The following is a 14371-nucleotide window of genomic DNA, read 5'->3' on the forward strand; positions in this document are numbered from 1 at the left end:
GATTTAGGAAACAACGCCCGCCTTCTCTCCCGACGTTCTTCTGCGTCGCTTCCAGCACTGCCGCCGCAATACCGATGAGCAGATTGAAGGTGAATCAGCGTGGGCGTGGGAAATGTATTGTAACTATTACAAAGAGCTGACTTCTAATCGCCAGCGAGGTTTCTCGAAGCTGTTCTGGGAAATTTTTGAGCAGGTTTATGACAAGCGTATCCGTGAAAAGCAATTGGAGGGCTAAAGCGGTGATCAAAAAACTGAGTATTGTCTGTGCACTTTTATTGTTGACGGCGTGTAGCTCTTCCGATGAATACAAGCCTGAAGAGCAACCCACGACGGTGACTTTCAGTCTGGTGAGCGATACAGGTGTTAACCCAAATATCGCGGGTGATCCAGCCCCAATCGAGGTGCAAATCTTTGAGTTGGAAGACGACTCAATGTTTATGTCGGCAGGGTTCGATCAGTTGCGTACCGATTATAAAGGGGCACTGAGTAGTAATTTTATTAATAACTACGATTACGTGTTAACTCCTGGACAATTCAAGTTCGTTAACGCCTTTAAAATAGATGAAGACACAAATTACATTGGTGTGATGGCACATTTTTCAGAGCCAAACTTAGGTGAATGGAAAAAGGCTGTGAAGGTGCTTAATAAAGGCCGTCAATATCACCTGCTAATGCTTTTCAAAGATTACGACGTGAAATTAGAGAAGGTAGAGTAAATTTAATGTTTGCACGGAATCGGGTGATATGGAGTGAAGGGCTTTTTATTAAGCCGCAACACTTCCAACAGCAGCAACGTTACAGTGAATACTTATTGGAAGAGAGATTGACATCTGTCAGTAAGTATTTGTATGGCGTATCGGAGCTTTCGTTAAACCCTGAATATTTGGCTTTCGGTCGTATTGCGATAGAGCGAGCCGTTGGGGTTATGCCTGATGGCACCGCGTTTCGTATTCCGCAGGAAGATGTGATGCCGGATGCCTTGGAAATTGAAGATAGCTCCCTATCTAACCAATTGATTTATCTCGCAGTCCCGCTGCGTAGTGAGTCGATCATGGAAGTTAACTGGCCCGACGATAAAGGGTCGGGGCGCTATGAAAGCCGCCGTATCGACGTGCGCGATGTCCATAGTGTTCAAGGTGATACAACCACGCTAGATGTTTCTCCGATTCATTTGCAATTGATGCTCGAAAAAGAGGATCGCAGTGCTTATGCATCTATTCCGGTTGCTCGTATCTTAGAAAAGCGTCCAGATGGAAGTGTCGTTCTCGATCCTGACTTTATTCCCTGTCATTTTAATGTTGCCGGTAACGCTACATTGCATCGGTTTATTAATGAAATGGCGGGATTGATGCACGAACGTGCCAAAAATATCGCTCAACGTATCAGTTCTCCTTCTCAAGGCGGTGTTGCGGACGTTTCGGACTTTATGTTGTTGCATTCATTAAATCGTTTGCAGCCACAAATGAAGCATTTGGCATCCTTGGGTAGCTTACATCCAGAGCGTTTGTATGAATGTTTGTCCTCGGTGTGTGGTGAGTTAGCAACATTCACCGATGAAAGCCGCTTGGCACCGACGTTGCCGGCCTACAACCACGATATGCCTAGCGAGTCCTTTTGGCCGGTGATTCGTTATTTACGTCAAAGCCTCAGTGTTGTACTGGAGCCACGAGCGGTGTCAATTCAGCTTGATAAGCGTAATTACGGCTTAATGGTTGCGCCAATTCAGGATCCGCAGCTGATGGATTCGGCGGAGTTCATCGTTGCTGTGAAAGCGCGCATGCCATTGGATGAGTTGCGCCGGCTGTTTACTCAGCAAACCAAAGTGTCTTCTGTTGAAAAAATACGGGAGCTTATTTCACTTCAGTTACCTGGCATCCCACTCATTCCATTACCGGTGGCGCCACGGCAACTGCCTTACCATGCGGGATACACCTACTATCAGCTGGATAAAGAAAGTGCAGCATGGGCGATGCTTTCTAACTCAAGTGGGTTTGCATTCCATGTGGCAGCAGCATTTGATGATTTAGATATTCAGTTCTGGGCAATTAGGGATTGATCATGGCGGCAACCGAAGACAGTGTTTTCAACGATCTTTTGTTTGATGATGTTGAGAAAATAGATAGCGACCAAGACTATTGGTTTCAATTACGGGGCCATAACCCAAACGCGTTGGTGGATGCAGCAACGCCACTGTTTGGTCTTGCGCTACGTGTTCGTTCTCTCTCAAGCTGTAGCAATATTGAGCAGATTTACCATCAAACGATCGAAGAAATTAAAGCGATTGAAATCGAGCTATCGGAACAAGGTTTCGAGCATGCTGTGCTGATGGCATATCGCTACATTCTTTGTACGTTTCTCGATGAAGCGGTGATGGGAACAGCATGGGGAGCATCGACATGTTGGGCTGAGCACTCAATGCTGTCCCGTTTTCACAACGAGACCTGGGGTGGAGAAAAAGTGTTCACCATTCTAGGTCGTCTTGAAAGCGAACCTGAAAAGTATCAACCGCTGTTGATCTTTATTTACCACTGCTTATGCCTGGGCTTTGAAGGCAAATATCGAGTCATTGATGGCGGGCATGCTCAGCGCGAGAAAGTGATCAAAAGGTTACATGATTTGGTCCTTGATGATGAGCAACCTAAAGCCTTGGCAGACGCGAGTGATCATGTTGTCAACACGCGTTATGCGCTCAGTAAGCAGGTGCCTTTATGGGCAGTCTTCGCTGGTTTCGTCGTGCTTTGGGCAGGTATTTTTGCGGGTTACTCGTACTTACTCCATGAAAAGTCTGAGAATGTGCTAAGCCAGCTGAATCAACTGCTTTAGCCAACAACGTATTTTATTTAGATAACTAGGTGTCCCCGTGATTCGAATTGAATTATCTACGCTAATTTCAAAATTGAATGAGCAAAGTAAACTTGCTCTTGAGCAAGCGGCCTCGCTCTGTATTGAAAGGCAACATCCAGAAGTATTGATTGAACACTTCATCGAAGTGTTGCTGGACAATCCGCTTTCTGATGTTCGTTTGATCGTAAAACAAGCGAACGTTGAAGTTGAAGCACTAAAACAGGCGCTTTCTTCGAGCTATGAACGTGACAAAGCACTAGACACGTATCCTGCCTTTTCCCCACTACTGGTTGAAGTATTGCAAGAGGCTTGGTTGCTATCGACGACTGAATTGGATCAATCGGAATTGCGCTCGGGTATTGTATTTTATGCCGTACTTAACCGCGCCGATCGTTACCTTTCTCGTCCAGCCGCCAAGCTGTTGGATGGCATTAATCGTGAAAGTCTAAAGAAACATTTTAACGCGATTGTGGCTGATTCCGCAGAAACGGCGGTTGATACAAATGCGGCAGCGAAAAAGCATGCGCCTTCTCTCGAGGGCAGTGAATCTCCGCTATACAAATACTGTTCAAACATTACGGCACAAGCAAAAAATGGCGAGCTCGACCCGGTCTTATGTCGAGAGGAAGAGCTTAACTTGATGGTTGATATTTTATGCCGTCGCCGTAAGAACAACCCCATTGTTGTAGGTGATGCAGGGGTGGGTAAAAGCGCGATGGTCGAAGGTCTGGCATTGCGCATTGCAGCCGGAAATGTTCCGGAAAAACTTAAGCACGTTGAGTTATTCAGCTTAGATTTAGGCCTACTTCAAGCTGGCGCCTCTGTGAAGGGTGAGTTCGAAAAACGCTTGAAAGGGGTTATCGATGGTATCAAGACGGCACCCAACCCAATTATTCTCTTTATCGATGAGGCGCACACGCTTATCGGTTCAGGAAACCAAGAAGGCGGTAGTGACGCAGCAAACTTGCTCAAGCCAGCACTGGCGCGAGGTGAGTTAAGTACCATTGCTGCAACGACTTGGAAGGAATATAAAAAGTACTTCGAGAAAGATCCTGCACTTACTCGTCGTTTCCAATTGGTGAAATTGGAAGAGCCTTCTGTTGATCAAGCGGTCAATATTATGCGTGGTCTTGGTAGTGCCTATGAAAAAGCCCACGGCGTTATTATTGCTGACGACGCGTTAAAAGCGGCTGCAGAGCTTTCTGCTCGCTACCTTTCAGGACGACAGCTCCCCGATAAAGCCATTGATGTGTTAGATACGGCATGCGCTCGGATTGCTATTAACATGACGACGCCACCGAAGCGCTTGGCGTTGCTTGAAACGCTTTGTCACCAACGTCAACAAGAAATCGAGATGCTGAAGCGCGCAGAGTTTATTGGCCAGCCGGTAGACACGGAACGTCTCGATGAATTGGAAACCTTGGAGCAGGCGGATGAAGAAGAAAAGCGTCTTCTCTCATCACGCTGGAATGAGCAACGCGAGTTGGTAGAAGAAATTGTATCCTTACGCGCCAGGCTGTTAGACAAAGATAGTGCCGATGTCAGTGACGATGCGGATGAAGCGTGTGATTACGACGCACTCGCGAAAACGCTGTCAGAAAAATATGCGGCACTTGACGCGATTCCTCATGATGAGCGTCTTATGCACCCGCACGTTGATGCGGAACAAGTCGCTGAAGTGATTTCTGATTGGACAGGTGTGCCTGTTGATCAGATGAACAGTGATGAGCTTTACAAGATCACCAACCTGACAACACTGCTTGGAAAGGCGATCAAAGGGCAGGATATTGCCATCGAACGTGTTCATCGTCACTTGCTGACAGCACGTGCAGATCTGCGTCGTTCAGGCCGACCGAAAGGCGCATTTTTACTGGTTGGTCCAAGCGGTGTGGGTAAAACCGAAACCGTTGTGCAGCTTGCTCAACAGCTCTACGGTGGTAAGCAGTTTTTAACCACGATTAATATGTCGGAGTACCAAGAGAAACACACGGTTTCACGTTTGATTGGCTCTCCCCCAGGCTACGTGGGCTATGGCGAGGGTGGTGTACTGACTGAGGCGATTCGTAAAATGCCTTATTCGGTCGTACTGCTTGATGAAGTCGAGAAAGCGCACCCAGAAGTATTGAACATCTTCTATCAAGCCTTTGATAAGGGTGAACTGGCAGATGGCGAAGGCCGCGTGATTGACTGTCAAAACACCGTATTCTTTTTGACCTCGAACCTCGGTTATCAAACGATCGTTGATCATGCTGATGATCAAGCGAACCTTGATAATGCCTTGTATCCAGAACTTGCGGCTTTCTTTAAGCCGGCACTGCTTGCACGTATGGAAGTCGTACCTTACTTGCCACTAGGCCAGGACGTACTCGCCGATATCGTGCGAGGTAAACTCACTCACCTCGAACAGACATTTGCTCAGCGTTATGGCGCAACTGTTGATATTCATGAAAGCCTGATTGACGAGATATTGCAGCGCGCGACTCGCAGTGAAAACGGGGCACGTATGCTGGAAGCGATTATAGAAGGTCAGTTATTGCCTCCTGTTTCGCTATCTCTGCTTAACAAACTGGCTGAGAAATCAGATATCTCTCATGTGCGTTTATACGCCGAAGAGGGTGAGTTTAAAGGCGAGGTTGAGTAAGAATGCGTAATTGGCTGGCTTATGTGACTGACCTAGCGAAGGAAAGGCGGACTGTCGATCTACAGTCTCGCTTTATCCAAATCGTTGTTGGTGAGCTCAAGCTACGCGAAGGAATGCTACTCACACCCAGTTGCGATGGCAGACAGCTTGTCTGCCACGCATCGGATACGTCTTGGTCGGTAACGGATTTTGACACCCCCTTTGCTCATGTTCTTCAAAATGTCGTCCCTATGCATTTAGGTGCGGAAGATATTGTTTATTGGCAATCAAATCGAGCGTTTGCTGAGTTTGTCGGTGAGCTTGGTTTGTTTGAAGCCGTCAATATTTATCCTTTGGTACGTCGTGACACGAATACAAAGCTTGTTGTTTGTCTAGTGGGAGATAGCGATGCTCTATCTTCGCTGTGGCACGACGACCCAGGTTTCAGTCAATTTGTGGATGTGTTTGTGAATCAGTGGTCTCTACTTAGTGAAATGGAAGGCGAGGAGAGCCGTCGTAGAGCGTTAAGAGCCTCTCTTTCTGATATCGAAAAAAGGGCGCATCAGCAAAAGCAAGCAGCGAGCTTGTCTGCCACGCTTATCGGTGACAGTGCACCGATGCTGCGTCTTCGTGACCAAATTGCTAATGCGGCATCATCGCATCTCTCTGTGCTCGTTCAAGGAGAGACAGGAAGTGGTAAAGAGTTGGTCGCGCGTGCCGTTCACGATCTATCAAACCGAAATGCTCAGCCATTTGTGCCTATCAATTGCGCGGCGATACCAGAGCACTTGCTCGAGAGTGAACTATTTGGGCATGTGAAAGGGGCATTCTCTGGCGCCGTGAATCATAAAGAAGGGCTTATTGCACAAGCGAATGGCGGCACGCTCTTTTTGGATGAAATTGGCGATATGCCAATGAGCTTGCAAGCAAAGTTACTCAGGGTACTGGAGTCTGGAACATTTCGACCTGTCGGAGGACACCAAGAGCAACAATCAGATTTCCGGTTGGTGTCGGCTACTCATGTTCATCTACTTGAAAAAGTGCGTGCAGGCGAGTTTCGACAAGATCTGTATTATCGCTTACTGCAATACCCACTGCATGTACCAGCACTTGCGCAGCGTAAGGAAGACATACGTCAGCTATGTTTCCACTTTATTCAACAATTTAACCAACAACATGGCACTAGCATCCGTGATATTCATTTCCAAGCGTTGGATGCGCTACTTGGCTATAGCTTCCCCGGGAACGTGCGCGAGCTAAAACACTTAATCGAGTATGCCTGCGCGCAAACGGCAAATGGCGAGGCGATAAAACTGGCAACCTTTGGTGCGCGCTTGAATATGTCGGTAAGCAGTTCCCCAGCCCCGGCTCCAGCAACGGATGATGTCCGCTCCGTTTGTTACACCAATGGGCTATCGACATCGAGCCGCGTGCTGAATATCGACGCTGCGTCGATTGGCGATCTGAAACAAGCATTGATGGATTTTGAACAGCGCATTATTGCGGATAGGTTGTCGCAGTTTGATGGTGACACCGCCAAAGTAGCAGAAAGCCTTGGTATTCCGAGAAGAACATTGACTTATAAATGTCGAAAATTAGAGATAAAAGCGCCATGAATACGCACAACCACGCTTTCGCAATTGTCGCATCGATAACACTTCTTTGTAGCCCGTTTTTTTCAGTTGCGGTAGAGAATTCTCCTGGGACGTTATTGGATCAGGCCCAGCAATGTAGGGCGGTCCCGTCTCGTTTAGATCGCCTGGCATGTTTTGACCGCGTTTTCAATACTCAAATGCCGGAGAGTAGTGACGTTATTGAGAATGCTGTCCAAAAACCTCAGCAGTGGCTTCGTGCCGTGAACGCCGCGAATGCGAGCGCGCCTCAAGCTTGGTCATTGACAGAGCAAGGGGAAGGACGCGGAAGTAGCGCTTGGATAACCCTTCAAGCAAACAATGTAAGAACGCGCTTTAAAGCAAGTGAGCAACCGGTATTGATGCTGAGTTGTATCGATAACCTCAGTCGCATTGAATTGATGTTGCCCGAGCCAATTGATGACGGCAGGGTTAAGGTTTCATTCCCGGGAGGACATACCCAATATTGGAGGAGTGGAGATGTCGGTATAGTACTGTCCTCTTCGAGAGGGTTACCTGCGATTAGACTTATGAAGTCGTTAATAGGAAGAGATTCTTTTGTTATACGTTCGAACTCGGAGTATATAGACGGCCTTCGCTTTGACACTGCGCCGCTCAATAACACCATACAAGCATTACGCGAACGTTGCGGTTGGTAAAGATGGAATTAAAAGAGTACAAGCGTTGCATCGCGCAACCTATTGACGCGGCGAACCCGGTTGGAGAGCGACTGGTTGACGATCCATTGTTTGATTTTGTTGAAGATCAAATGATGAAAGTTGGCTCCTTGTCTCATGGTGATGTGCAGTGGGATGAGGTTGAGCATAGCGTCGTTAAACTGCTGTCGGAAAAAACAAAAGACATCAAGCTGCTTGCATACCTGTTGCAGTGCCTGCACCACCAACCGTCTCCGTCGAGATTCATTCTCTCGTTTGATGTGATGGCAAGCTTCATGTCGAACTATTGGGAGCAAAGCCATCCAGCGCCCGGCAAACGCGGCAATCTACCGCGGCGCAAGTTCTTTAGCCAAATGGCTCAGCGCTTTTCTATGGCGGTCGATAAAACCGACTTTGGCCAATTCGATGCGCAAGATAGAGAACAGCTCAATCAGGCTATCGAGGCATGGGAAAAAGCGATTGAAGACAATGGGCTGACGAATGACCTTGTCGGCAGTGTGGTTGGAAGTATCAAGTCAGAACTGCGCAAAGCGGAAGAGCGTCAGCGCGTAAACGAGGTGGCGAAAGAGCAACCAACGCCTTCGCGCACCAGCACGACGCCGACAACATCATCCGTGGATGTCGATCATTCTAGTGATAAAGCCACTAAACAGACACTACTTAAGGTCGCTTCGTTCTTGGCTGAACAAGACGATGGGGTGGCGCTGGCGATTCGATTAAGGCGCTACGCCGTCTGGTACAGCATCACTGCTTTGCCCGACCATAAACCCGGTGGGGAAACGCTGCTGCGAGGTATGCAGCAAGACCGTGTCAAAGACTATCAAGATAAAATGCGCCATCCCGATTTAGCTTTGTGGCGTCAGGTCGAGCAAAGTTTGACCATGGCACCGTATTGGTTTGATGGTCACTTAATGAGTTACACCATTGCCCAAAAACTGGGCCATCAAAATTGGTGCGATGCCATTCAATCCGAAGTGGCGCAATTTTTAGAGCGCTTACCTGGGCTGAAAGATTTGCAGTTTAAAGGTGGAGAGCCCTTTGTTTCTGATGCAGTGAAAGACTGGTTAGCCAGTGGCAGCGCGAATCAGAGAGGAGGGGGCCAGTCAGTCAGTGGCGATTGGCAGGAGAAAAAGAAAGAGGCACTTGCCTTGGCGAAAGAAGGTGGAATTGCCGTTGCACTCTCCATGCTAAACGATGGGCTACAGGCAGCAAACGAGCCAAGAGACCACTTTTACTGGCGTATGCTTTCGGCCGACCTCTTGCACGCGAACCAGCTAAACAGCATGGCAAAAGAGCAGTATCAAACCTTGAACCAAGAAATTAAGACCATGAGTGTCACCGACTGGGAGCCCAGCTTGGTTGAACAACTTGAACGCAAAACAACGTCAGAGTGATTAAGGGCGAAAATTCATGTGGAAACATCTTTTCAAAATAGCGAAAAAGCTGAAGCCTGGAATGCTTGCGGCTTTTCCTATTTTATTGGTTGCGATATTTATCCTTGTTAATGTCGCCATATGGTGGGCAGGTCCTTGGCTAACACTCGGTGAGCAAAAGCCTCTTGCATCTATCGCGGCGCGTGCGATCTGCAGTGGCTTTATTACACTCGGGGTGTTGGCGATTTGGGGTGTTTGGCAATGGCGTAAGCTACAAGGTTTCAAAGCGGAGCAAGAGCACGCTGAGCGACTACGCGAAGACCCTATTCAAGTATACGAAGAGCGCCAACAGTCTGAGCTTGATCAAGTTGTTGCGAACATGAAGCAAAACTTGAACAAGCGAAACCACCTTTACGCACTTCCATGGTACTTAGTGCTGGGATTAGAAAACGCCGGCAAAACCAGTCTTATTAATCGCTCTGGGCAGAACTTCGTGTTTTCGTCTGTAATGCGAGCATCTGGGCAAAAAAGCGAAAACCCATATTCATTTGATTGGTGGATAGGGGATGAGTCGGTATTGATTGACCCTGATGGCGAGCTACTCACTCAGGGCAACAAAGATGAAAATAACGACGGTGAATTAGAGCGCCGTCTGTGGTTACACTTTGTTAAGTGGCTGGAACAAACACGCAGTCGTCGTCCACTTAATGGCATTGTGCTGACGCTAGATGCATCACACCTAGCGACGGCGACAGCGTCTGAACGTAAAGCTTACGCTAACTTGCTGCGTGCGAGGTTGCGCGAGTTGATGGAAACCCTGTCGACGCGATTGCCTGTTTATATTGCCTTAACTAAGCTCGATTTACTGTATGGGTTTGAACCCTTCTTTAAGCATTATTCGAAGCAGCAGCGCGATGAAGTGCTTGGGTTTACTTTCTCTTTAAACTCAGTGGATGACTTAGACTCGTGGTTAAAAGAGTTTGATGAGGCATACAGTGGCTTTATCGACAGGGTAAATGCGATCGTGCCTCACGCACTGGCAACACCGCTCGACTTTGAGGATCGCAAAGCGATATACAGCTTCTCACGCCAAATTGCAGGGCTGAAAGAAATATTGGCCACCTTCTTTAATGAAGCGTTAGCAAGCGATCAGTTCTCGACATCCGCACTGGTGCGAGGGGCCTATTTCACATCGGTATATCAACAAGGTGTCCCAACCAATGCCTTTGATGATGCGGCTTCTCGCCGTTATGGGCTCTCGCATGCGGTGAACCGTGCGCAGAAGTCGAAAAACTCTACCGTTTATTTTACGCAACGGCTTTTCAGCAACATTATTTATCCAGAAGCAGGACTCGCGTCTGATAACTTCCGGGTGGCGAAGCATAAGCGACGTTTAATTGGTATGTCGGTGTTGGCTTGCTCAATTGCAACCGTGCTGCTCGTGGGGACGTGGCATCGCTACTATCTTGCCAACGTTGCACATGCGGATGCGGTGCTAACCAAAGTCGACCAGTATAAGACGCAATTTCCGAGTAATGCGGCAGGAGCATCGCAACAAGAAGTATTGAAACCGCTGAACCAGATCCGACAAGCCACGTTGGAGTTTGGTTTTTTCCGAGATAAGCCGAAGTATATCTCTGACTTTGGTCTCTATCAGGGACATGTGATTGGGCCTAAGGTTGAACAAACGTACTTGAACTTATTGAAGAGCCGTTTCTTACCCCTGCTGATGGCGGATACTGTGGTTGATCTTAACCAGGCAACGACGGATCAAGAAAAGCTTGTCGCATTACGTATATATCGAATGGTTGTTGATAAGAGTGGTCGTTATAACGATTACGTAATGGATTATTTTAGCAAACAATGGCAAAGAGAATTTGCTGGCCAAAAATGGGTGCAAGAGCGTTTACTTGAACACCTTGATTATGCAATGCGCCACACTGACCTTACTGATGCGCGTCTAAACGGTGATGAGATATCAGACCGAGTAATGCGACCTTATGATATGACGATTGCTCTGACGCAGGAACACTTACGTCAAATGCCGACAGATCAGCGTGTTTATCGTAATCTTAAACTCGATGCTGAGACCGTGCTAGGCGCGCCGATAAACTTGAGGAATGAGGTTGGCCCCGTCTTTGATGTGGTTTTTGAAGAGCGAGTGGTTAATAGCGAAAGCCTGTATATTCCACAAATGCTGACTAAAAAAGGCTTTGAAGAGTATTTTGTACCCAAACTGCAATCCGTTTCTGACCTCGCGTTGATCGACAGCTGGGTACTCGGTGAAGCCGAAACCGCGGAGTTTAGTGAAGCAGATAAGAAAGCGCTAAGGAACAAGATTCGCGATCTTTATGTTGCGGACTACACCAATACATGGCGAACGGCACTGAATGAGATTGACGTGAAATTCTTCAGTGATATCAACGATGCCGTTACTGTATTGGATAACTTTACCGGTCACGTTGGACCGCTGCAGCGCCTATTGCGTACGTTGGAAACCAATACTCAGCTTGCATCAGGGCTGGGATTGGATGAAGACGCACAGGATGCGATTGCAGAGAATCCAAAATATAACGTCGCGTCTCAGATCCAAGCGCCGTTTTCTGACTTAAATAGCCTTGTTAAAGCGGTCAATGACAAGCCTGCCTACTTGAGTGAAGTACTGGCGTCCGTGCAAGAACTCAAGAGCTACCTTAAGTCTATTCAGGATGCGCCTGACGTCGGTACGGCCGCGCTCGATGCAACTAAAGCGCGTGTGAAGCTGGTAAACACCGACCCTATCTATACGCTAAAACGTATTGCCACAGGCTTACCAGAACCGCTGGATGGCATGGTCGACAAACTGGCAGATGAAAGTTGGCATGTTGTAAAACAGGCGGCAATTCAGCATCTTGAAGTCCGCTGGTATCAAGATGTTTATCGTCCTTATCAACAAAAGCTGGCTAATCGATATCCGTTCAATCCGCAGGCGAGTAAAGATGCATCACTCAGTGACTTTGAGAGCTTCTTTGCGCCGGGTGGGACTTTGGATAGCTTCTATAACAACCAGCTTAAGATGTTTATTGATGAAAACATCTCTGTGGGTAACAGCGGCATTGACGGTTCATTGATCCGCCAAGACTTGCTTGCTCAGATCCGTCAAGCACAAAAGATTCGAGAAGCATTCTTCAACCGCAAAGGTATCTTAGATGTGAGCTTCTCCGTTGAACCTCTTCGCTTGAGCAGTAATAAGCGTCGTAGTGTGTTGAATATTGATGGGCAATATGTGACCTATAGCCACGGCCCGCGAGACAGTATAGAGCTGATCTGGCCGAATACACTGCGAGACTCGGCAACATCGAAGTTGACGTTGGTACCGACAAAAACCAATTTGTCTCCACGCAGTGTTGTGATACGTGGTCCGTGGGCATTATTCCGTCTTCTCGATCAAGGTGCGGTCGTATCGGCAAGTGCGACATCTGTTGATTATCAATTCAACGTTGATGGTGGCGGAATGATTTACCGCGTTAATGCGCAAGCCGCGACTAACCCATTCACTCAGCGTTTGTTTAAGTCCTTTAAACTCTCACGCAACCTTTACTAACTGATCATGGGGCGAGGGGACTCGCCCCTGCATTATCAGGAAAGCCAAACATGCCTTTTATTATCTCAATAGATAACCAACCCTTTAAGATTTCACTCGATTCATCAAGCATTCGTGATGACGAACGTTACGACGCGGTTAGGGAACAAATTAACAAGCGTCATTCTCCGCTATCAGGCGGCACAGATTGGGCATGTGTGAAGGACTCTTGCCAAGCCTTGGCACGTGATAAGGGGATTGATTTATTACTCAGTGGCTATTTTACCGTTGCAGCACTAAAAACCAGCGGATTGGCAGAATTTGCCAATGGTTTAGAGTTGCTGCTTGCATGTTTAAATAATGAAACTGAGGTCAATGAGAAACGAGCGCGTGCGCGTAAAGAAGCCCTTGATTGGGTGAATTCGCGCGTATTAAGTGAATTAAAACAAATCAGGCCCGATCAACAGGCATTGCGTGACCTCTATCGCTGCGAACGACTTTGCGATTCGCTCTTTCATGTTTTAGAGCGGCAGCAACCTCATCATGTTGTCGATTATGAAGGGCTTGCTTACGTTTTATTTGAGCACATAGACCGGATAGAAACCCGTTTACACAGTGCCGTGAAACAACAGCAACGTGATGAGGAGGAAAATCCTACCATCACGGTTAAGAAAAGTCGTCGCCAGAACGTATTCGCTTGCGCGTTTGGTGCGATCCTAGTGGTGATTATTTGGCTTGCTTACCCTTATATTCCGTATTTCCAAACCCCCTTTATTACCTACAGTCCTCAACCTAGCTTGAACTCTGAACGTGCACTGAAAGAGTTTACTCAACGATATAGCCCGTCTTCTTTGACACGTTGGCAAGATGCATTTGTTGCTATGTATCAACAAGCTATTGAGTCAGAACTCGATCAATCTATTGAAACGCCCAAAGTGTTGGCTGCGCAGCACCTTAATGCGCTCACGACGTTGTACGGAGAGCATGAAGCATCAAGCGTATTGTTAAGTGTTTATAACACGCAGCGAGAAGAGGCACTGGAAAGCACTAATAAATATATTGATAAATTCAGAGCGGTACGGACCAAGATGGCGAATATCGCGCTACTTGCCGAGCAAAATCGTTGGTGGGCGCTACAAAAGCAAACACGTTCACTCGAAAATTTTGCGATCAGTTTATCGCCTATTTATGGTCGTGCGGATTACGTCACCCTGTTGATTGAGCAAGGTGAGTTTGAAAAAGCAAACAACGAATTAATGGTACTGACCGAACGTCTCAATCATTTGAGCTGGAAAGTGGCTGAGCTAAACGAAGCGTTGAATGATGCTTCCGCCAAGGTGACCACGGAGAATGAGAATTAAGCAGGTAAAGCAACTTCTTGCCTCGCCGAGCAAAAACTTGCTTGTGGCGTGCAAAAAATTGGTCAGTGAGAGAGTAAAGTACTGAATTATAGAGATAAAAAAGCTGGCATGCATTTCGCTATATGGGATGGCGAACAGAGGCACCGACTGGACAGCCTCTTCCATTAATAAGAAAGGAGCGATTATGCCAACGCCATGTTATATCTCGATTGAAGGTGAAACTCAGGGTTTGATTACAGCCGGTGCCTGCACCGCGGATTCTATCGGTGATGCCTATGTAGACGGCCCCCAACACCAAAGAAC

The 14371-nt window shown here is 47.4% G+C and carries 9 protein-coding genes and 2 pseudogenes; all 11 read left to right on the forward strand.

What is annotated here, in order from left to right; all coding sequences use genetic code 11:
• Positions 1–19: 19 nt before the first annotated feature.
• Positions 20–235: pseudogene (locus BGK46_RS17075) on the forward strand (type VI secretion system-associated FHA domain protein); the annotation flags it as partial.
• A complete protein-coding gene (gene tssJ, locus BGK46_RS02145; RefSeq protein WP_371440443.1) occupies positions 198–716 on the forward strand; it encodes a type VI secretion system lipoprotein TssJ in 519 nt (172 codons plus the stop codon). The pseudogene BGK46_RS17075 and the gene tssJ, both read left to right, overlap by 38 nt.
• A gap of 5 nt (positions 717–721) precedes the next feature.
• Entirely contained in the window at positions 722–2056 is a 1335-nt protein-coding gene (gene tssK / locus BGK46_RS02150; protein ID WP_069586836.1) for a type VI secretion system baseplate subunit TssK, read from the forward strand.
• A 2-nt stretch (positions 2057–2058) separates the two neighbouring features.
• Complete coding sequence (gene icmH / locus BGK46_RS02155) at positions 2059–2823, forward strand: type IVB secretion system protein IcmH/DotU (protein ID WP_069586837.1); 765 nt, start codon at positions 2059–2061, stop codon at positions 2821–2823.
• 37 nt (positions 2824–2860) lie between these two features.
• Positions 2861–5485 carry a type VI secretion system ATPase TssH gene (tssH, locus tag BGK46_RS02160; RefSeq protein ID WP_069586838.1) on the forward strand — a complete coding sequence of 875 codons (2625 nt, stop codon included), beginning with the start codon at positions 2861–2863 and terminating at the stop codon, positions 5483–5485.
• Positions 5486–5487: 2 nt separating this feature from the next.
• A complete protein-coding gene (locus BGK46_RS02165) occupies positions 5488–7080 on the forward strand; it encodes a sigma-54 interaction domain-containing protein (RefSeq protein WP_069586839.1) in 1593 nt (530 codons plus the stop codon).
• Positions 7077–7754: a type VI secretion system-associated protein VasI gene (gene vasI, locus BGK46_RS02170; protein ID WP_084781208.1), complete on the forward strand. Its 678-nt coding sequence runs from the start codon at positions 7077–7079 to the stop codon at positions 7752–7754. Before BGK46_RS02165 ends, vasI begins: the two co-directional genes overlap by 4 nt.
• Positions 7755–7756: 2 nt before the next feature.
• Entirely contained in the window at positions 7757–9166 is a 1410-nt protein-coding gene (tssA, locus tag BGK46_RS02175) for a type VI secretion system protein TssA (RefSeq protein ID WP_069586841.1), read from the forward strand.
• 61 nt (positions 9167–9227) lie between these two features.
• Positions 9228–12728, forward strand: a complete 3501-nt coding sequence (gene tssM / locus BGK46_RS02180) for a type VI secretion system membrane subunit TssM (protein WP_175418625.1) — start codon at positions 9228–9230, stop codon at positions 12726–12728.
• A 50-nt stretch (positions 12729–12778) separates the two neighbouring features.
• Entirely contained in the window at positions 12779–14068 is a 1290-nt protein-coding gene (locus BGK46_RS02185; RefSeq protein ID WP_069586843.1) for a type VI secretion system ImpA family N-terminal domain-containing protein, read from the forward strand.
• Between the two features lie 184 nt (positions 14069–14252).
• A pseudogene (locus BGK46_RS17080) lies at positions 14253–14371 on the forward strand (type VI secretion system tube protein Hcp); the annotation flags it as partial.

It is taken from the genome of Salinivibrio sp. SS2 (assembly GCF_001722075.1).
Classification (GTDB): Bacteria; Pseudomonadota; Gammaproteobacteria; order Enterobacterales; family Vibrionaceae; genus Salinivibrio; species Salinivibrio proteolyticus.

Coding starts and splice junctions, on each gene's coding strand:
- tssJ (WP_371440443.1), top strand. CDS start 198: ATGACAAGCGTATCCGTGAAAAGCAATTGGAGGGCTAAAGCGGTGATC.
- tssK (WP_069586836.1), top strand. CDS start 722: ATGTTTGCACGGAATCGGGTGATATGGAGTGAAGGGCTTTTTATTAAG.
- icmH (WP_069586837.1), top strand. CDS start 2,059: ATGGCGGCAACCGAAGACAGTGTTTTCAACGATCTTTTGTTTGATGAT.
- BGK46_RS02165 (WP_069586839.1), top strand. CDS start 5,488: ATGCGTAATTGGCTGGCTTATGTGACTGACCTAGCGAAGGAAAGGCGG.
- vasI (WP_084781208.1), top strand. CDS start 7,077: ATGAATACGCACAACCACGCTTTCGCAATTGTCGCATCGATAACACTT.
- tssA (WP_069586841.1), top strand. CDS start 7,757: ATGGAATTAAAAGAGTACAAGCGTTGCATCGCGCAACCTATTGACGCG.
- tssM (WP_175418625.1), top strand. CDS start 9,228: ATGCTTGCGGCTTTTCCTATTTTATTGGTTGCGATATTTATCCTTGTT.
- BGK46_RS02185 (WP_069586843.1), top strand. CDS start 12,779: ATGCCTTTTATTATCTCAATAGATAACCAACCCTTTAAGATTTCACTC.